The 21036-nt window shown below is 38.9% G+C and carries 17 protein-coding genes; 13 read left to right on the top strand and 4 right to left on the bottom strand.

Translation table 11 applies throughout. The features are described 5' to 3' along the window. Positions 1 to 55: 55 nt before the first annotated feature. From B3P16_RS12635 to B3P16_RS12585, 11 genes are all read left to right on the top strand, one after another. The gene (locus B3P16_RS12635; RefSeq protein ID WP_167450445.1) at positions 56 to 3682 is read left to right on the top strand and encodes a SusC/RagA family TonB-linked outer membrane protein; all 3627 of its coding nucleotides are present in this window, start codon (positions 56 to 58) and stop codon (positions 3680 to 3682) included. 11 nt (positions 3683 to 3693) lie between these two features. Further along, complete coding sequence (locus B3P16_RS12630; protein WP_115046561.1) at positions 3694 to 5166, top strand: RagB/SusD family nutrient uptake outer membrane protein; 1473 nt, start codon at positions 3694 to 3696, stop codon at positions 5164 to 5166. Between the two features lie 4 nt (positions 5167 to 5170). Next, positions 5171 to 6541 (top strand): substrate import-associated zinc metallohydrolase lipoprotein, encoded by a 1371-nt coding sequence (locus B3P16_RS12625; RefSeq protein WP_286843163.1) that lies wholly within the window; start codon positions 5171 to 5173, stop codon positions 6539 to 6541. Positions 6542 to 6544: 3 nt separating this feature from the next. After that, positions 6545 to 7873: a DUF4302 domain-containing protein gene (locus B3P16_RS12620; protein WP_286843162.1), complete on the top strand. Its 1329-nt coding sequence runs from the start codon at positions 6545 to 6547 to the stop codon at positions 7871 to 7873. A 147-nt stretch (positions 7874 to 8020) separates the two neighbouring features. Next, entirely contained in the window at positions 8021 to 8887 is an 867-nt protein-coding gene (locus tag B3P16_RS12615) for a hypothetical protein (protein WP_286843161.1), read from the top strand. A gap of 20 nt (positions 8888 to 8907) precedes the next feature. Next, positions 8908 to 9348 carry a PH domain-containing protein gene (locus B3P16_RS12610; RefSeq protein WP_286843160.1) on the top strand — a complete coding sequence of 147 codons (441 nt, stop codon included), beginning with the start codon at positions 8908 to 8910 and terminating at the stop codon, positions 9346 to 9348. A 173-nt stretch (positions 9349 to 9521) separates the two neighbouring features. Then, the gene (locus B3P16_RS12605; protein ID WP_286843159.1) at positions 9522 to 10184 is read left to right on the top strand and encodes a hypothetical protein; all 663 of its coding nucleotides are present in this window, start codon (positions 9522 to 9524) and stop codon (positions 10182 to 10184) included. Between the two features lie 670 nt (positions 10185 to 10854). Continuing rightward, positions 10855 to 11286: a nuclear transport factor 2 family protein gene (locus B3P16_RS12600; protein WP_115046567.1), complete on the top strand. Its 432-nt coding sequence runs from the start codon at positions 10855 to 10857 to the stop codon at positions 11284 to 11286. Positions 11287 to 11505: 219 nt separating this feature from the next. Beyond that, positions 11506 to 12534 (top strand): energy transducer TonB, encoded by a 1029-nt coding sequence (locus tag B3P16_RS12595; RefSeq protein WP_286843158.1) that lies wholly within the window; start codon positions 11506 to 11508, stop codon positions 12532 to 12534. A gap of 170 nt (positions 12535 to 12704) precedes the next feature. Next, positions 12705 to 13289, top strand: a complete 585-nt coding sequence (locus tag B3P16_RS12590) for a hypothetical protein (protein WP_286843156.1) — start codon at positions 12705 to 12707, stop codon at positions 13287 to 13289. A gap of 159 nt (positions 13290 to 13448) precedes the next feature. After that, positions 13449 to 13703 carry an energy transducer TonB gene (locus B3P16_RS12585; protein ID WP_286843154.1) on the top strand — a complete coding sequence of 85 codons (255 nt, stop codon included), beginning with the start codon at positions 13449 to 13451 and terminating at the stop codon, positions 13701 to 13703. A gap of 52 nt (positions 13704 to 13755) precedes the next feature. Here B3P16_RS12585 and acs read toward each other — a convergent pair whose 3' ends face one another. Further along, on the bottom strand, positions 13756 to 15672 hold the full coding sequence (gene acs / locus B3P16_RS12580; protein WP_046671623.1) for an acetate--CoA ligase: 1917 nt from the start codon (positions 15670 to 15672) through the stop codon (positions 13756 to 13758). A 184-nt stretch (positions 15673 to 15856) separates the two neighbouring features. Between acs and B3P16_RS12575 the strand changes: the two genes are divergently transcribed. After that, positions 15857 to 16735, top strand: a complete 879-nt coding sequence (locus B3P16_RS12575; protein WP_115046570.1) for a hypothetical protein — start codon at positions 15857 to 15859, stop codon at positions 16733 to 16735. Positions 16736 to 16873: 138 nt separating this feature from the next. Here the strand turns inward: B3P16_RS12575 and B3P16_RS12570 are convergent, their stop codons facing one another. The 3 genes from B3P16_RS12570 to rsmA are packed head-to-tail and all read right to left on the bottom strand — an operon-like array spanning position 16874 to position 19830. Beyond that, complete coding sequence (locus B3P16_RS12570) at positions 16874 to 17806, bottom strand: NAD(P)-dependent oxidoreductase (RefSeq protein WP_286843151.1); 933 nt, start codon at positions 17804 to 17806, stop codon at positions 16874 to 16876. 58 nt (positions 17807 to 17864) lie between these two features. Then, the gene (locus B3P16_RS12565) at positions 17865 to 19049 is read right to left on the bottom strand and encodes an FAD-dependent monooxygenase (RefSeq protein ID WP_115046572.1); all 1185 of its coding nucleotides are present in this window, start codon (positions 19047 to 19049) and stop codon (positions 17865 to 17867) included. 1 nt (position 19050) lies between these two features. Next, a complete protein-coding gene (rsmA, locus tag B3P16_RS12560; protein WP_286843149.1) occupies positions 19051 to 19830 on the bottom strand; it encodes a 16S rRNA (adenine(1518)-N(6)/adenine(1519)-N(6))-dimethyltransferase RsmA in 780 nt (259 codons plus the stop codon). 81 nt (positions 19831 to 19911) lie between these two features. On the opposite strand from rsmA, the gene pdxA reads away from it, so the two are divergent. Further along, entirely contained in the window at positions 19912 to 20967 is a 1056-nt protein-coding gene (pdxA, locus tag B3P16_RS12555) for a 4-hydroxythreonine-4-phosphate dehydrogenase PdxA (RefSeq protein ID WP_070560760.1), read from the top strand. The last annotated feature ends 69 nt before the right edge of the window (positions 20968 to 21036 follow it).

Raw genomic sequence — 21036 nt, 5'->3', positions numbered from 1 at the left:
CAAAAGGTGGTCCTTGATCCCTCAAGACCCACGATTTTGCAAACCATTACGTATTATGAAAATTAGTACATGTCTTCTATTCGCATTTGTGACGGGTGTGCACGCTAAGAGCACGGCACAAAAAGTCACGTTGAATATGAAAAATGCACGTATTGAAGAAGCACTGTCTGCCATTTCCAAGCAGTCCCATCTACGTGTATTATATAGTGAAAACTTGAATACTAAGGCCCGGATTTCAGTGAACGTTAAAGATGCGTCTGTCGAGGAAGCATTGAATGCTGTCTTGAAAAGCAATAATATTGAATATAAAATTATTGCTAATACTATTTCGGTCAACAGTAATGCAAAGAATATCAGCATGACAGTCCCATTGGCTATACAGCAATCTGTTTCAGGTACGGTCACTGATAAAAACGGAAAGGGACTAAGCGGCGCTACTGTAACTGTAAAGGGAACTTCTATTTCGACCCAAACCGATGATTCAGGCCACTTTAGGATTAATGCCTCTTCATCTTCCGTTTTGGTCGTTCGGTATGTCGGGTTTGGAACCAGGGAAATTCCCATGGATGGTAAGTCGACCATAAATGTTGTGCTTACGGCAAATGACTTGAAATTGGAGGAGGTCAATGTGGTTGCAACCGGGTATCAGAATCTGGATCGTAAGTTTTTCACTGGAGCATCTACAAAAATTGATGCTAAGGAGGCTGAACGCGCAGGGGTGCCTGATGTATCACGCATGCTGGAAGGGCAGGCCGCTGGTGTCTCTGTTCAAAATGTGTCGGGTACTTTTGGTGCTGCACCTAAAATTCGGGTCCGGGGCGCAACCTCATTAACTGGAGATAATAAACCACTTTGGGTAATTGATGGTGTGATCTTAGATGAGGCGGTCAATATCTCCAATGAAGCACTATCAACTGGGGATGCTAACACCTTATTAGGATCCTCTGTAGCGGGGTTAAATCCAGACGACATTGAGTCAATTACTGTGTTAAAGGATGCCGCAGCTACCGCCATGTATGGTGCGGCTGCGATGAATGGTGTGGTCGTTGTAAATACAAAAAGAGGTAAAAATACAGAAGGACAAGTACACTTCAACTATTCCGGAAACTTTACAACCTATATAAAACCCAATTATAATCAATTCGATATCATGAACTCTGCTGAGCAGATGCAATTGGTTATTGATATGGAAAACAAAGGGTACTTAAATCATTCCCAGGTTTCGAGAGCCGGAACGGGGGGAGTATTCACCAAAATGTACAATCTCATGTACGAATATGACCCAAACACCGATTCTTTCAAACTCAGAAATGATGCCCCCTCTCGTTATAACTTCTTGCAACGTTATGCGAACGTCAATACAGATTGGTTTGATTTGTTGTTCAGGAACAGTTTTGTGCATGATCATTCGTTAAGTATGAGTACTGGAACGGCTAAGGCGCAGACCTATGCTTCAACGAGTTTTATGAATGACCCAGGTTATACACTCGGTAACCAGGCAAAGCGGTTTACGGCCAACATTCGTAATAACTATAAAATCAATGACAAACTTAGTACGGAATTTATTTTTCAGGGAAATATTCGCGATCAGCGTACACCAGGTACTTTAAATCGAAATTCTGATGCGGTATATGGTAGCTATTCGCGGGATTTTGATATTAATCCATATTCCTACGCATTAAATACCAGTCGTATTATTACACCATATGATGAAAATGGTGACCGCGAATATTTTACGCGAGATTATGCTCCATTTAATATCTTCAATGAACTTGATAATAATTATATCAAACTTAAATTAATGGATATTAAGGTGCAAGCGGGTATAACGTATAAAATTTTACCTTCTTTGACCTATTCTGCGACCGGAATGTATCGTTATTATAATTCCGAAAGGCAGCATATGATCACGGAGAATGCTAATCTTTCTAAGGCTTATCGTGCAAATCAAGATCAGACGGTAAATAGCGGCAATCGCTTCCTTTATGCTGATCCGGATTTTCCAAACACGGATAAATATGTCATTCTTCCCAACGGAGGATTCTTCAATGTCGCCAATAACAATATGATCAGTTATTATATGCGGCACAATCTGGAATTCAACAAAAAGTGGAATGATCATACCATGAATTTGTTTGGGACCTATGAACTTCAATATGCGGATAAACAGAGTCACGATTTTAATGGGCCAGGAATAGAATATGGTAATGGTAATCTAGTCCTGCCTGTGTATCGGTATTATAAGAAACAACTTGAATCTGGCGATGCACCATTTGCGATGAATTATACCTACGACCGTAAACTAGCTTATGCTTTGCGCGGTGCTTATAATTATAAGGATAAGTACTCATTTAACTTTACGACCCGTTATGACGGATCCAATAAAATGGGGCGTACTAATGTTGCTAGGTGGCTACCTACCTGGAATGTTTCCGCTGCCTGGGATATCGATCAGGAAAACTTCTTTAATAGAGAAAATAAGATCTTGTCACGCGCTAGATTACGGGGGACTTATGGCTTAGTTGCGAATATGGGAAATGCATCGAATTCCTCGGCTGTCTTCTATAATGCGATTACCTATCGACCTTATGATGGAGAAAAAGAAGGTAAGATCAGTATCAATGGTCTGGAAAATTCAGAGTTGACCTGGGAGAAAATGTACGAGCTTAATATTGGTACAGATTTAGGCTTCTTAAACGATCGCATTGATTTAAATTTTGACTATTATAGACGTAATATATTTGATTTAATAGGACCAATTCGGACGTCAGGGATTGGAGGACAATTTGAAAAATTAGCCAATTATGCTGATATGAAAGGACACGGTGTTGATATTCAGCTTGGTGGATATCCATTTAAAGATCCGAATGGCTTTACCTGGCGTACGCAGCTTACACTAGGTTTTAACAAAACAAAAATCACCAAGCTAAATGTAACCCGCAATATTTGGGATCTCATTTCAGGTGAAGGTGGAGCAATGATCGGCAGGCCGCATAGGGGGTTATATTCGTTGGATTTTGATAAGTTGGCCGCCAATGGAGGTTATCCAACCTATATAGGAACGGATGGTACTCCGGGTGAAACCTATTTTTGGTTCCAAGATAATCAAACGGAATTCTTAAAGTATGAGGGGCCAGTGGATCCTACACTTGCCGGAGGTTACTACAACCGCCTAGAATACAAAAATTTTAGCTTTTCCTTTTTGCTGAAATTTGGTTTGGGAAATATGGTCCGTTTACAGCCTAATTATTCACCGATTTACCTCGATATGTATAATGTATCCAGGGAACTGATCAATCGCTTTATTTATAAAGGAGATGAATATTTAACAGTAGTTCCATCTACGCTCGATGGACTAACAGCAGAATTTGACATTAAGAACGCTGCTGGGGATCGCACGGCATCTGTTTATTCCTATAACGCTTATAATTATTCATCTGAACGAGTTGCCAAAGGTGATTATCTCCGTTTATCGCAAATTTCCGTCGGCTATAATATTCCCAAATCCGTAGTCAGCAAAATTAAATTTAGGACTGCCCAAGTAAATTTAGTCGGCAATAACCTTTGGTTGATTTACGCTGATAAAAAACTAAATGGAGTAGATCCGGAGTTCTATAATAATGGGGGGGTAGCCTTACCTGTTCCTAAGCAAGTCACTCTGTCTGTAAAATTGGGATTCTAAACGATTAAATTATGAAACTTACAAATCTTAAATATCTATTCATTTCTTCCGCACTGCTACTCAGCAGTTGTAACAAATACCTGGATCAGCAACCGGATATGAGAGCTGAAATCAATACGGTTGATAAAGTCAAACGACTGATCACATCAGCCTATCCTTTTGGTAATTATCTTGCTATGGCCGAAACGTACTCGGATAATGTGGAAGACAAAGGCGTGGGTGGACTATACCAGCCGGTTCCTTCTCTATATCGTTGGCAAGATATCAACAATAGTGATACGGATAGTCCGAATAGTTACTGGAATAATTGTTACGAAGCGATCGCTGCAGCCAACCATGCTTTGGCAGCAATTGAAGCTAATAACTTTGGGAAAGAAATTGCTGCATTTAAAGGTGAAGCTTTGGTTGCAAGGGCATATGCACATTTTATGCTCGTCAATTTCTTTGCGAAAGTCTATGATTATAAAAAACCAGAGAACAATACTTCTCCTGGAATCCCTTATGTGATTGAACCAGAGACTGTGGTGATCAAACAATATGATCGTGGAACCGTAAAGTCTGTCTATGACAATATTCGGAAGGATTTGGAAGAGGGCTTAGCCCTATTGGATGGAAACCCTGCTGAATGGAATGTGCCTAAATACCATTTTACACCCGCAGCTGCGCATGCCTTTGCGACTCGATTCTATTTGTTTACAGGCGAATGGCAAAAAGTAGTTGACAATGCCAACAAAATTTTTGCAGGAGGAAATTTTGCGGGGAAATTGATACCCTATAATTCCACCTTTAAAAAAATGACTTTTGAGGAGGTACATTCAGTTTTTTCCAAAGCGGATCAGCCTTATAGCCTTTTGATCAACGAGACTTACAGTGGTTATCAACGCTGGTGGGATAATCGTTACGCTATGGGGATCAATGTGTTCCAGAATATTTATAATGGTACGACTGCTGCTGGAGCCAAGTTTTATAATTTTGGGGTTTCCTATGGTGCTCCACACTATACTACTTATATCTGGAAGGAATTTTGGTATGTAACAAACGCAACGGCAAACACAGGGTTTCCTATGCTTATGGTCCCGGTATTAATCACAGATGAGGCGCTGATGAATCGAGCCGAGGCTTATTTGGAATTGGGAAATAATGCAGCTGGTATTGCCGATATGAATTTGATGGCAAGCAACAGAATTGAAAATTATAACCCGACGAACCATGCTGTAACGGCTGCAAAGTCCCGGTTGTTTTTTGGGGTTCAAGATGATAAGGAAGCGCTTATTCAAACCGTGCTGCAATTTAAGCAGGTTGGTTTTATGTCGATGGGATTACGTTGGTTCGATATTATTCGTAAAGGGATAACAGTGAAACATCTTGTCATTGCCAATGATGAAAGCGAGTCTTATATCGAATTAAAACCTGAGGATCCGCGACGTGTTTTCCAGATCCCACAAGAAGCAAAATTGTCAGGTGTTGAACAAAATCCAAGGTAATTTTATGAAAACAATAACAAAAACATACATAATAGTCGGTCTGATCGTCAGTTTATATTCTTGCGTAAAAGAGGAAAAGCTCAATACAAAAATTGAAAATTATGACACCTTTGTTCCAGGAGCTATTGACGAATGGATTACAAAGAATCTGACTGACCCCTATAATATTGAAGTCGTATATAGGTATCAACGCAATATGCATGATATCAATAAAAACATAGCTCCAGCAGATGAGTCCAAAGTCATTCCCCAAATGGATGTGGTAATTAATGGATTTTTGGATGTCTATAAAAAAATCGGCGGAGTGCCCTTTATAAAAACATATACACCCAAACAGTTTGCTTTATTTGGATCAGGAGACTACGATGTAGATGGCTCTGTGAAAGGAGGAACTGCGGATGGAGGTCGACGCATTACCTTGTATGGAATTAATAATTTCGATGCGGTAAATCCAAATTCCATAAGTGGAAATCTTCAAGTCATCCATCACGAATTTACGCATATCCTTAATCAGATGAGATTTATTCCCGCTGAGTTCGGAAAAGTTTGTGCAGGCGATTATTACTCGAATTGGACCGCCCAAGAGAATGATCAGGCAAAAGCTAGATCATTGGGGTTTATCACTCCTTATTCAAGAAAGTCTATCGGTGAAGATTTTGCGGAAGTCTTATCACATTTAATCGTCGCAGGTCAATTATATTATGATGATTTTGCTTACGATAGCGGAAGAGAGGCCTATCCCAAGTTTAAACAGAAGGAATCGATTGTACGAGATTACATGATGCAAAATTTTAATATTGATGTAACGCAGTTACAAATTGAATTTCAACGCGTCATGACCGAAAAGTATAATTCAACTCGTTATTCTGCTGCAACCGCACTTAGTAGCGATTATTTTGGTTCTTTAGACTGGGATATAAGGAATACCTGGGGATTAGAGAACACGATTTCTAACAAGCAAAGGTCTTTATTTATGGCTATTTTGGATGAGCTTGGCGGATGGACCACCAAATCAATGACATTCCAGTTTGTCTCCGCTACAAAGGCAACATTAAACATTGGGTTTGGCGATAATAATGTAACCTACACGGCATCCTATGACTTTGATATCACAAAAAATGCAGACAATACATTTAAAATCGCTAAGTCGGCTACCCAAGGGACAGGTAATAATTATGGTAACGGAAATATAGATTGGGTATTAAAGGATACTAAGCCGTTAATCGATTATCTAGGTAGTACCAGTTTCTCCACTGGATGGAAACAGGTTGATTTAACGGTTAATCCAAGTGATTATCTGCAATTTTTGATTTTTAAGGATACAAAAGATCCGAATGCAACATTCATAGGCAAAGTAAATTTGAGGAAGTATTAGATTATGAAAAAGATATTTTATTTAATGTTTTTGGTCCTATTGGCTTTCAGTTGTAGTAAACCAAAAGAAATGGATCCCATATTCGGTAATCCCGACGAAAGGATATCCGATACGTTGTTATACGTCAAGAAGACATTAGTAGATGCTCCATACGGCTGGAAAGCTTATACAACGACGGAAATATCTAAAGGTGGATATGGCTTTTATATGCAGTTTGATAAAAATGATCGGTTGAGGATGATTGCAGATCTAAACAAAACGACTGCTTCCGAAGCAAAAGAATCTACTTATCGGATACGCCAGATTATGTATGCTACCTTGTCATTTGACACCTATAACTACATTACTATGTTACAAGATCCAGACCCCAGTGTTTATGGAGGTCTTCCAGGAAGGGGACATGGGAGCGACAACGAGTACGATTATGTTAAAACACATGGTGATACTTTGTTTTTCCAAGGACGGAAATTTATAAAACCGCTTGTATTGGTCAAGGCGACGGCGGAAGAACAGACGGCCTATTTAAGCAAAAAACTTTTGGCTAGTATAAATGATGTAGACGCTTATTTTGAAAATGGAATAAACATTGTCATGCTGAATAAAGCTAACTGTGAATTTACACTGAATACATCAGCAAAACAAGTTAATCTAATGGCAATGATCGATGGTAAAGTGGAGAGTGTACAGATTCCATATTTTTACAATTTGGATAAAAATATGACTTTGCTCAGCGATTCAACCTTTGATGGCGAGAAATTTTCAAAGATTACAGAAAAGAATGGTGTTTATACACTGCATGCCTTATCGGGAAAAACGTTTGTTATCAAAAAATCGAACGACTATTTATTACCGCCACAGTATAAATTGGGAACAGCAATTACGGATATGTTCCAGCCAGGTGTTTACAGCTATGCGAGCTATCTACCTTTAAAAACTTGGTCTGCAAGTTATGTGGTGGATTGGAATGAGTATGTGCGGTTATCGAAAACAAGTGGATATAATCTCACCGTAGGAGATTCTTTCTACAATTTTAATGATGCAAAGAAAGTCATTACCATGGATGGTTATATTTATCAGGGGAATACAAGGTTTATTGGAGGGTATTTAATGAATTACTCCATTGATCTTGAAAAAGGCACGATACGTTTTCTTTCCATCAAGAATACAACTAATAATGGGGGGATTATGGTGCCTTACATGAATGCTACATTCTTTAAGAAAATGATAAATCATGATTTTAAACTTTCATTCATAACAGATAAAGATTTTGGGTCGGGAATACAGTTTACAAGTGTAGAGGATCCAAATTATTATTTCTCTTTCGCTTACTAAAGTAAGATGTTGATTTTTTAATAAATATGCCCTACGATATCCAAAAAAGGTATCGTGGGGTATTATATTAAATTGTTCGGACGTTTCTTGCTATTGTGCTATTACTTTTCTTTTATGTCTTAAGAAAGAAGCCGTCTTAATTGTATTATGGTCTATTATAATAGTGAAATATATTTATTTGCAGCAGAAAATGCACGCGTTTTAGAGAACAATAAAATAAAACTGTTATTTAGTGTTATTTTATTTCTTTTAGTTGGCTGCGGTACACCAGATCAAATTCATCTACGTGGGAATATTCCGATAAAAAATCCTTTTTATATCGATGTATACAATATGCGTACGGGAATTAAGGTTATGTCTGATACAATTTGTTCTAACAATATCAATTATGAGGTAGGCATATTACCAAAGGGCATTTATCAACTCACTGTTTCATGGGATAGAGATATTTTGAAAGCCCAAGAAATCGAGCGATTTGCCCGTCAGCCTGATCTCGGTACACCAAAATATTATATATCAACCACATTTTGGTTAGATGCGAACGAGTCCGATAATTATAAACTTTTACTGGACAGGAGCTATCAACAAGCGGAACTACAGGAACTATTACTGGCTAAGAATGGAGGTGAATCAATTCAAATGAAAGTTGTATCTGGTGGAAAAAATAACAGGATATATAATGAATACTTAGTGTTAGTGGATCATTATAAGACTGAAAATCGATATAAAAAAGACAGCCTTCAGCAATCAGCCCATTACAATGGTCTTCAATTAATCGAAAATTTAGAGCGATTGAATACGCTATTAGCAAAAGATTGGTTGCCAGATGTCAAAGCAGCATTGTTACATGAAGAAATAAATTTTATGAAAAATAATATAGATAGCGAGGTAATCCCCAATATTTATCAAATTCAAGTAAATAATAAAGACGATTTTGAAAAATATCGTGAAGTTTATCATTTATTTTCAATTGCCGATAAGAGAAATCTGGCAGATTGGAATAGGGATAATTGAATTATTAAGAATGATTGGTTATGAGAGAAGTATTTAAAACACACATCCACTTCGGTAGCTATATTTGGGGAGTGGTGGTGATTATTTTTATTGCCGGGATATCCTACGAGGATTTGCAGCGAGGTTTATATACGGGGGCATTATTGTTGTTTGTCGTATTTGCTTTAACCTGGTATTTTACATTTTTTTTTAAACGGTATTGGATTGAAGATAATAAACTTTTTATCAAGAGTATTTCGGGTACAAAATCAGTAGATATCATATCTATCCGTAAATTGGAGACTGAAAAAGTCGATTGGTTTGGGACGATGAGGCTTACAATTTTGAGACCCTATAGAAAAGGGATGATCCTGCATTATAATGTGATTGATGATATATTCGTTGATCCGGAAAATCCAACCCAATTTATTGATAAATTAAAACAAATTGCACCTAGCATCAATGTTATCGAAGCAAAATAGTATGTTGCCTCAATAAAGTTTCGTCAATACGGATTGTTTTCTCGTTGCTTTGGGTGAAGGTTTTTGTAAATCTCTTTTCTGATGTAATGAATCTGTTGATTCAGTTGTCATAATTAAAGGATATAGGCCTTACCTTAATTAGTTTAATTGAAATAAACCAAAGTGTAAATTTTATGAAGTATTTTTTTAGTGCCCTTTTATTTGTTTTTGCAGCTCAGTTATTTGCGCAAAAAAAAAACAATCAGACTAAACATCTGCCATTTGAGACGATCTATTTTGCTGGTGTTCAATTTAATAACGCTAGCAATCTGAATAGGATTCTGAAAGATTATGATTCCGGAAAGGTACCTGGATTTGGGTGGAATGCTGGGGCTGGACTTGCATACAGGATCAAACAAACCCTTATTGGCGTGAATTTTAGCTTGTCGACAAGCAGTAAAAACGACAATACAATGAATACAGGCGATTTTACGCTATATGTATCTACCAATGCGATACGTACAGGCGGATTGATCTTTAGCCCGCAGCTGGGAGTCGGTACGCAGTCTACTACCTTTACCATTCAAAAGAAAAATCTGAATGGGGAATTTGGAGATTTTTTGACAACACAGTCCAACCAAACAAAAATGAAACATGATGCTGCTATTGTCGATCTAAGTGTTACGTTGAAAACATCCAATTCCGAACGAACTAGCTTTCGCCCAGAATGTAGAATCGGTTATAAATCTTCGATTACACATAATGATTGGAAAGTAGTGAATGCTGCCGTTTCAAATGTTCCGAAGGACAGACTGGGACATTTCTATGTACAATTAGCTTGGGGTATTGGACGATAGAACCATTATCATACCACGTAAATTAGGTAATAGTTATGTTTTTGTGAATATTTAAGTTTTCCACAAGATGTTAATAACGATGTGGAAAACGTTTTGCTCTCTCCATAATATCGCAATTTGTAGTCAAACCTCATTGAGCTAGAAAATTAAAGTGGAGTGACTTTCAGGGTTTATATAATTTTTGTATTTTTAACTATACTGTATTAAGACCTTAAAAATGAAAATCAGATTTGTACTTGTTTTAATATTGGCCTTTGTCGTATGTTTTTTAATTGCAGCGTCGGTTTACTTTTTTTTGGATGACAAATCTTCCGTTCGAGATTCCATATTTGTAGGTTTTATATCAAGCAGCATCGTGATTACTTTATCCGCAAACTCCAATAAAGGTGCAAGACGTATATAGCTATACTTTTTCGATACAAACGTCATATCGATTTATGACAAATTCCTGCCTATAACTTTGTTTCTCTTATCGGAGTGGGCCATCATTTACCGCTCCTTTACCTCCATTTACCGACTTTTTTATTCTGTTGATCTAAATGTAATAAAATGGGATGCTGCGTTGTCTTACTTTTGAATCAGAATCTTAAAGGAAATGATGCAACAAAATCAATATCCTTGCGACAATAAGAAAAGAGATAAAAAACTAACAATATAAAGTATAGCAATTATGAAAACTTTAGTAAAGACATTCGCAGCAGCAGCATTGATTACACTATCAACTTTCGCAATGGCAGCAGCTGACCCTGGTAAAGCATTGAACCTTTCCACAGCCGATTTGGCTATCGATAGCTACGTGTCAGTAATGACAGAAGGTGCATCTCAGGGCGTAGAAAAATTGTTTGCATCCGAATTCAATCAAAAAGTCCAGGGGAAAGCTGCACGTACCAATAGCCGTTCGGAAGTCATTTCCTTCCTGAAAAAGCAAAAAGGTGAAAAATTGAACTGCAGTACAAGTACTGAGGTACTTGAGGAATCTGAAAACTATATGGTAGCGCGTATCACCATGAAGTTTGACGATTTCACGAAAACAGATCTAGTGACATTAATCAATGAATCGGGAACCTGGAAGGTTACAAGCTCCGTAAACTCCTATAAATAGAAACTGTTTAATTAAATTCATATGTTTATTTTAGCCACGTCGGGATGATGTGGCTTTTTTGTGTTTAATGCTTTTTTATGCTGGTTAATCTTAATGTGCTTTAAAACTTATCAACATCGTTATTAACATTGTGTGGAAAACTGTTTATGGGTCAGTGTTGAAAAGACCATCAAATGAATTGTGTAAATTGCCTCCTACATTTATTATACTGCGCATTTTATGAAATATTATTTAAATCAATTGTCAAAATTCGCTTGCCTCATTGTACTAATGATTTCTTGCCTGCAGACTACTGTAGCTCAAGATATCGACACAACATTTCATAAAAAAGATGGGGAAGAGATAACAGCGAAAGACCCCGCTTATTTTAAACGTATCATTTGTCCTGTAAGCGAACAAAACAAAAAATATTATGTAGTCGAAGAGTACTATATCAATAGCAACACGATTAAGTTAAAAGGAACCAGCAAAGACGCTGGTTTTCCATTTAGATTTCAGGGTCAGAAATCTCAGTTTAGCTTTCAAGGTCAGAAATCACAGTTTTACGAAAATGGAGTGTTAAGGAGCCTGGAAAATTTCAGTGAAAAGAGTGAACTGATAGATTCTGCATACTATTGGTACCCAAGCGGTAAGCCTGAATTGACGGTGTTTTACCCAAGCTCATTAAATAAAAGAGGCGATCGGATGGCCGAAGATCCTATTTATGTGGCTTATTTTGACTCTTTAGAGAATAAAACCTTGTCGGATGGAAATGGTTTAATTCGTTTACGCGAAGGCGGTGACGATGATGTTGAAGAAGGGAGGATGGTCAATAATTTGCGTGATGGAGAGTGGAAAGGACGGGCAGATAATGAAACTTTTGTCGAAACATATAAAAAAGGAAAATTATTAAAGGGTAGTAAAATCAAAGAAAATGGGGAGCTCATAAACTATGATGCGAAAACTTATTTTGTGCAACCGGAATACCCTGGTGGTATATATAAGTTATTGACTTTTATTGCCAAAAATTACGAATATCCCAAAGAAGCCGTCAAAAATGGGGTAAATGGTTTAGTAGAAATAGATTTTGTGGTCGATAGGGATGGTCACATCGAAGATATAAAAGTAAAGAGTGATTTAGGATTTAATACTGGTGAAGCTGGTATCCGAGTTGTAAAAATGCTTAAAAAATGGAAACCGGGTATTCGGAGAGGTGAGCCCGTAAGAGTGGGTTATACCTTGCCCATACGGCTAAATCTTGCGCGTTGATGATGATGACCGTAGCTTTTAATGTTATCCACAATGTTATTAACATAATGTGGATAACATAAAAGAAGTATTTTGCAATCCCCTTGCGATAAAATTAAACATTATTTAACCTATTAATTTTTTAATTAATCTCGATATTTCTTATTATTACCGTTGCATTAACAATTATTATGAAGTATTATTTAGACTTTTCGACGAAACTTATTTGTTTTTTTCTATTGAACCTGTGCGGATTGAGCCTTTCGGCACAAGTTACTTTTACCACTTATCATAAGAAAAATGGGGAGGAGACGAAGAAGCAAGACTCGGCTTATTTTTTAAGAGCAATTCAGATCGATGCGGCGGGAAAGGATAAAGTGTATCGAATAGCGGAGTATTATCTACGCAATGACTCGCTAAAGTTAAATGCGATAAGTAAGAGCGGGAACGCACCTTTCAATTTTCTAGGTAAAAAATATGAATTCTATGAAAATGGCACACTCAAAAGTCTTGAGAACTTTAACGATGAGAGTAAATTGATCGATTCGGCATTTTATCTATACCCCAACAATAGGTTGAAAATGGTCGTATTTTATCCAAGCGAACTTAAGAAGAAAAAAGTGCTGGTGATGAAGCCGATCTATGTGGTGTATTATGACTCTTTAAACAATAAAAAGTTAGAAAATGGAAATGGTATTATTCGTTTTAGTATAGATGAAAAGGAAGAAACTGAAGAAGGTCAGCTGGTCAATAATATGCGTGAAGGGGAGTGGTGAGGAAAGAGCGGTCGTGATTCCTTTGTAGAGTATTATAATGCAGATAAATTACTGTCAGGCACCAAAACAAAAGAAAATGGTGTCGTCATTCCATATGATTCTACGACCTATAAAACGCAACCCGAATATCCTGGAGGCACCAAGGAAATGTTGTATTTTGTGGCAAGAAATTATGAATATCCAAAACAAGCCATGATGAACGGTGTAAGTGGTACTGTAGAAATAGCGTTCATTATAAATCAACACGGCCGAATAGAAGATTTGAAAGTAAAGAACGATTTGGGTTTCGGTACAGGGGCGGCTGGTATACAGGTCGTAAAAAAGCTTAGAGAATGGAAACCCGGTATCCTCCGTGGTGAACCTGTGCGGGTTGGCTATACATTGCCTATAAGGTTAAATTTGAGTGGGATATAATCAAAAGTATCTAAAAAAATAACANNTGTTATTTTTTTAGATACTTTATACGCTATTTTTTCAAAGCTGCAGCGCCTTTGATAATTCCTTCTACAACGGCAGGATCCTGAAGTGTCGAAGTATCACCTACATTGGCGATATCGTCTTCGGCAATCTTGCGCAAGATACGACGCATGATCTTTCCTGAACGTGTTTTTGGTAGATCATCAACAAATTGGATGATGTCTGGTTTAGCAATTGGGCCAATAATGCGTGAAACGGTTTCCATGATATCCTTTTTGGTGGCTTCTGCATCGGTATGGTGATTCGCAATGACATAAGCATAGATACCCTGTCCTTTTACGGGGTGCGGATACCCAACAATGGCAGATTCAACCACGTCAGCGTGCATATTAATGGCATTTTCCACTTCTGCTGTACCAATGCGGTGACCCGAAACATTTAATACATCATCTACACGGCCTGTGATTTTGTAATAGCCCTCTGGACTACGGAAACATCCATCGCCCGTAAAATACATATCTTTATACGTCGAGAAATAAGTTTGACGACAGCGGTCATGATCGCCCCATGTCGTGCGTAACATACCTGGCCATGGGAATTTAATACACAGATTGCCAGTTACGTCATTGCCTTCGATTTCTTTTCCATTCTCATCCATCAAAGCGGGTTGAATGCCCGGCATCGGGAACATCGCATAACTTGCTTTTTCTGGTGTTACCCCGGCCAATGAAGTGATCAAATGGCCTCCATTCTCTGTCTGCCAATAGGTGTCAACAATAGGGCAATTCTTTTTACCAACTTTTTCGTTAAACCAGTTCCAGGCTTCTTCGTTGATTGGTTCGCCTACAGATCCCAAAACACGTAAAGATGAAAGGTCGTTTTTGTCGACAAATTCGTCCCCAAAAGCCATCAATGAACGCAAAGCAGTAGGGGATGTATAGATAATATTGACTTTGAATTTATCAACGATATCCCAATAACGGCTCGCATCCGGGAAGGTTGGAATACCCTCAAACATTAAAGAAGTAGCTCCTTGTGATAACGGTCCGTAAACGATGTAACTGTGTCCTGTAATCCAGCCGATATCCGCTGTACAGAAAAATACATCGTTTGGCTTATATTGGAAGGTATTCATAAAGGTATAGCCTGTATACACCATATAACCACCACAAGTGTGTACTACACCCTTAGGTTTACCTGTGGACCCCGATGTATAAAGGATGAATAAATTGTCCTCAGCATCCATCTCTTCTGCTGGACATGCTGGATTTCCCTGTGTTTCTACTTTTTTGATCTCATCTTCCCACCATACGTCACGTCCTTTGATCATCGATACCGGTGTACGCGTACGTGTTAAAACAATTACTTTTTCAACAGTGTCACATTGCATTAAAGCATCGTCCACAATGTTTTTTAAACCAATGGTTTTATTGCCGCGGTAACTACCATCTGAAGTGACGATCAGTTTGCATTCCGCATCGACGATACGATCCGCGATAGATCGTGCTGAAAAACCTCCAAACACCACCGAGTGGATAGCGCCGATACGAGCACAGGCTAATACAGCAATAACCAATTCAGGAACCATTGGCAAGTAAATACATACCCGGTCTCCTTTTTTGATGTTATTATTTTTAAGTACGTTGGCAAATTGCTCTACCTTTTGTAGTAATTGCTTATAGGAAAGAATGCGGTGCGCTTCATTGGGATCATTAGGTTCCCAGATGATGGCTGGTTTATCACCATTAGCATAAATATGGCGATCTAGACAGTTTTCTGTAATATTTAATTTAGCACCCTCAAACCATTTGACATTGGGTTCCTCAAAGTTCCAGTTCAGCACTTTATTCCACTTTCTCTTCCAGAAAAAATGATCTGCAATGCTCGCCCAAAACTCCTCAGGTTGTTCTACACTTCGCTTATATTCACTTTGATATTCTTCAAATGATTTTATTTGTAGGCTCATCGTTATTAGGATTATTATGAATTATTTTAATTTATATTGTTATTGTTGCGAAATTGTTTTTGATATTTCGATTTCGGTGTACAATTTAGCGGTTTTTGCCCATTTTATCAAAAAATTGATGTTTAATATAATGTTAAACTACTTTTATCTATAAGATTGTTATCTTGCATCAAGATTTTTCAAGATGTCTTTTCTAAGAAAGCTATTCTATATTACAATCTATACAAATCTTCTGATCGCCATGGCGGCCATGGCACAATGCGCATTGACTTATATCATATTTGAACGGTCTATCAATTGGTATATCGTTTTAGTAGAAGGAACGGCGACCTTGCTACTCTATAATTTTAGCCTGTGGTGGTCCAAACCGAAGCACCCAAAAGAATCAAAATTCCCCCGGACACGCTGGATCTTTAATCATGAATGGGTCATGTGGTTAAACAATGGTATCGCTTTGCTTGTGCTTGGTTATTGCTTGTGGTTTATTCATGTGTATTCCTTTTTGTTTTTGGGATTTATTGGAATCCTGAGTCTACTATACGGAATGCCTCTATTTACCTTCCGTGATCGCAAAGTGGGGCTTCGACAGATACCCGGGGCCAAGATTTTTCACATTGCCCTGGTCTGGGTCTGCAGCAGTGTGGTGCTCCCTTATGTGGAACTAGCCAACATCGGTGTCACAATAGATCAGTGGGTTTTTATTGCGCTCTGCGGATTGAAGTTTATATTTTTGGTTATCTGTACATTGCCTTTCGATATTCGGGATATCCAACAGGATTCCTATTATCATCTACGGACTTTACCTAATATGCTGGGCGAACAAAAAGCTAAAAATCTAACCTATGGACTATTAGGCCTGCATTGTGTTTTGATCTTGACCGTGCCTTATACAGCACCTATTAAAATCGGATTAATTCTGACCAACGTACTCATATTTGCCTTGCTTAAGTTGGCTGTTTTCAAAACAAAAGATCATTACCACTACGCTTATCTACTGGACTGTAGCTTGGTGCTTCAGTTTCTGATTGTTGTTGTCGTCGGTATCTTTAGCCTCGGAACCTGATTTTTTAGACCTTTCAAGAGCAATGGCTTACTTTAATCTCCTGTATCTGTATGAATAGGGGATGCTTAATTGATTACTTGCTCGCATGATTGATTGATTGATTGATTGAAGATTTTGGCAAATAGCTCTTTGCCAAAATTAAGACGCCAAAAAGGCGATGATCTTATCTGCGGCGACTTCCGACAATTTATAATAACTTTCAAAGGTCCATCCGGCAACATGCGGCGACAAGATTACATTGTCTCTACGGATAAGATCTGCATACCAGCTCTGTTCGGCGAGTTTTGGGAACTTTTCTACGGGCAACACATCAAATGCTGCTCCGATAATGGAACCGGAATCAAGGCCGCTTAATACTGCAGGTACCTGTACAATACCGCCTCGGGCACCAAGTAAGAAGAAAATGGGTTTCTCAAATTTTGCCAGATAATCCACATCAATCATACCTCTTGTTTCATCCGTTAAGGGGATATGGAAACTGATCACATCGGCTTCTTTGCAGATCTTTTCCATGTCTGCTGCCGATGCATATTGATCCGTATAGTCGATTCGATATTTATCATAGGCAAGTACCTGTACATCAAAGCCGGATAATTTTTTTGCCATGGCCACACCATTGTGTCCATAGCCGATCAAACCTACAGTACGCCCCTTAAGTTCATATCCACGATTGGCCTCACGCAGCCACTGCCCAGATCGTATTTGTTGGTCACCACGATTCAAATTGTTCATTAGACTAAGCAACATACCGATCATATGTTCACCTACAGCATCCCGATTGCCTTCATTGGCCGGAATTAACAGCACGTCTCTTTGCGCAGCAATTGTATCGTCGATATTGTCCATCCCAGCACCAGCACGAGCGATAAAGCGGAGGTTTGGCGCCAAGTCAAAAAAAGCTTTATCTACCTGAAATTTGGAACGGATAACCATACCCGAGTAATTAGCGATGATTTTTTCAGCTTCTTCTCGGCTGATATCAGGTTGATAATTGTAGGCGATCCCCGCCTGTTCAAATTTCTCAAGCATGATTTCATGAATGTCGTCGACGATCAAAATAGTAGTTTTCATTCAATTTTTTTTTATGTGGCACTGATCAGTGAATACCGTTGCTATGTAGTACGATGATTTAGATCCCAGCGTCATGATTATGGTTGATCTGCATAAAATCTACAGACAGTAATTTATTTAACTGTTGTTGTTTCATGCGATTGGGCATTATTTTCATGCCAAAATTTCGCATTCCTATGAGGAAAGGATTTTCCCATTGGGCTATTTTTCCTATCCTCCAGGAAGTATTACAGATATAATTTACGCGATCCAATCGTCTTTTTTCGAATCGTTGGAAAGCCAAATTAACGGAAGCTGAGGTTTGGAGTTCATCCACGAGAACAGCAACATCTTCAATAGCCTGACAGGCTCCCTGGCCCAAGTTGGGCGTCGTCGCATGTCCAGCGTCACCCAATAACAGGATATTGCCAAAAGCGAGTTGTTGAAGTGGTGTGATGTCAATAATGTCATTTGCGATTAGTTCGCTATCTTTTGTCTCCGACAGGATCGTTGGAATAGGGGCATGATAATCTTTAAAATTTTCGAGGAGCTCCTTTGTTTTCCAGTTTTTTAAGACCGGATTCTGTGCTTCTGCATTGATGCAGGCGTACCAATAGATGCGGTTATTGACAAGTGGGGTCATTCCAAAGCGTCCTTTGCTGCCCCAGGTCTCCGTTCCTTTACTGAGCTGTATGCTGCTATTGTCAATGGTTGCCCGCCAACAGGTATAGCCTGAATAACGAGGGGCGGAGCCCGGTATGAGCTGTTGTCGTAATGCTGAGTGTACGCCATCGGCAATCAAAAGAGCCTGGCCGCGTACATGACTTCCGTCTGCGAAATAAACTTGAATATCTTCCCCCTCTCGTTCAAAGGAAACGGCGCGTTTGCCGAGATGAATTTGTTCAGTGGGGATTTTGGATAGGAGAAACTGATGCAGATCAGCCCGATGGATAGCGAAGTTGTCCTGTTGATATTTCTGGCTGATTGACCTAGTGTCTGGTTCAACAAGAATATTTCCTTTTTGATCCAAGACGTTGTAGGATGCAAGGTAGTGCCCTATCGGGACGATTTCATCCTTCAATCCGAGATGTTCCAAAGCTTGCATGGCGTTGGCCGCGAGCCCGAATCCAGCACCTATGCCTTTGAGTTCAATGGCGCTTTCATAGACATGTGCTTCAATACCTACTTTTGCAAGCCCTATTGCGGCACATAATCCAGCGATACCACCGCCAATAATCATAAATGTGCTGCCGGTCGGATGCATATTAGAGACTGTTTGCTATTTCGTTTGTTAAGCCGACAAAATCATCTACTGTTAGTCGTTCTGCGCGTAGTTCGTATAGTGGGTTGTCAGACATTTTATCTTTCGGAACAACACCCGAAAGTGAGTTTCGGAGGGTCTTACGACGTTGATTGAAACCTGCTTTAACAACGCGCCAAAATAATTTCTCATCACAATTCAATTGTTCCCTGTCGTTGCGTGTCATGCGAATCACGCCCGACAATACTTTTGGCGGTGGATTGAATGCTCCCGCCTTTACAGTAAACAGGTATTCTACTTTATAATACGCCTGTAAAAAGACACTCAAGATGCCATATTCTTTACTTCCTGCTTTGGCAGTACAGCGTTCAGCGACCTCTTTCTGGAACATCCCCGCCATTTGAACAACACGATGCCGCTCATCCAAAATTTTAAAGAGAATCTGAGAGGAGATGTTGTACGGAAAATTGCCGATAACGGCCATTTTCTCGCCAAAATACTGTGAAAAGTCAAGGCTCAGGAAATCACCGTGGATCAATCGCTTACCCAACTGGGGATATTTATCGTCCAAATAAGCAATGGATTCATCATCCACATCGATCAAATAAGTTTCATAATCTTCCTTCTGCAAGAGAAAATCTGAAAGTACCCCCATTCCCGGGCCAACTTCAAGCACCTGGCTAAAACCCAATTTAGGATCCAATGCTTCCACAATCTTTTGTGCAGCATTTTTATCGTTCAAGAAATGCTGTCCTAAATGTTTTTTTGCTCTTACTGTGCTCATAGTGCAAAAGTAAAAAATAAATAAGTGAAAAGTCATTCTAAGAAAAAAATCCCTATTTTTGAATCAAAGCATTTAAACAGAATGAGCGATAAATTAAAAATCGGAATTACCGTAGGCGATATTAACGGCATTGGACTTGAAGTCATCATTAAATCTTTGGTAGATCAGCGTATGTGCGATTTCTTTACGCCAGTGGTTTACGGAAATACAAAGGTGGCTTCTTTTCACCGTAAAGCGATCGGTGTAAATGATTTTAGTTTTAACGTGATCAATGATGCTGAGCAGGCGCATTCCAAAAGAGCAAATATGATCAATTGCTGGCAGGAAGACGTCAAGATTTCGTTGGGTGAAGAAAACGAGATCGGCGGTAAGTATGCTTTCCTTTCGTTGGAGAAAGCTGTTGAAGACCTGAAAGCCGGCAAGATTGATGCTTTAGTGACTGCCCCAATCAATAAGCATAATATTCAACAGGAAGGATTTCAATTTCCCGGCCATACCGAATACTTGCAGGCCAAAGTAGAGGCTGATGATGTATTGATGTTTATGGTTTGTGATGAATTGCGTATTGGCGTGGTAACAGGTCATATTCCACTGCATGAGGTTGCGGCGAATATTACCGAAGAGGCTATTCTTAAAAAGCTAGCCCTCATGAATGACTCATTGAAGAAAGATTTTTGGATTGAAAAGCCTAAGATCGCAGTTTTGGGACTAAATCCACATGCTGGCGATCATGGGATTATTGGTACCGAAGATGATCAGATCATTAGACCTACCGTAGAAAAAGCAAACGAACAGGGGATCTTCTGCTTTGGTCCATATCCTGCCGATGGATTCTTCGCAAAAGGTGCTTATGAGAAATTCGATGCGGTACTCGCGATGTACCATGACCAGGGTTTAATCCCTTTTAAGCATATTGCCAAAGGTGCCGGTGTAAACTTTACAGCTGGTTTACCTATTGTACGTACTTCGCCAGATCACGGTACAGGCTATGATATTGCTGGAAAAAACTTAGCTTCTGAAAGCTCTTTTGTAGAGGCAATTTTCTCGGCTTTACATATTGTAAAACGCCGCCGTGAACAAGCCGAATTACTTAAAAATCCACTTGCTTTCCGTAAGTTATCCAAAGATAGAGACTAAATATTCCGTCTTACTTTTTTAGGGACAAGGATAAAGAGGGTTGATTTAATCTGTAAGCTCGCCGCTTAT

The sequence above is a fragment of the Sphingobacterium sp. UBA7631 genome, from assembly GCF_002483935.1.
Taxonomy (GTDB): domain Bacteria; phylum Bacteroidota; class Bacteroidia; order Sphingobacteriales; family Sphingobacteriaceae; genus Sphingobacterium; species Sphingobacterium multivorum.
The sequence above is the reverse complement of the archived record's forward strand: the minus strand, read 5'-3'. Positions and strand labels throughout refer to the sequence as shown.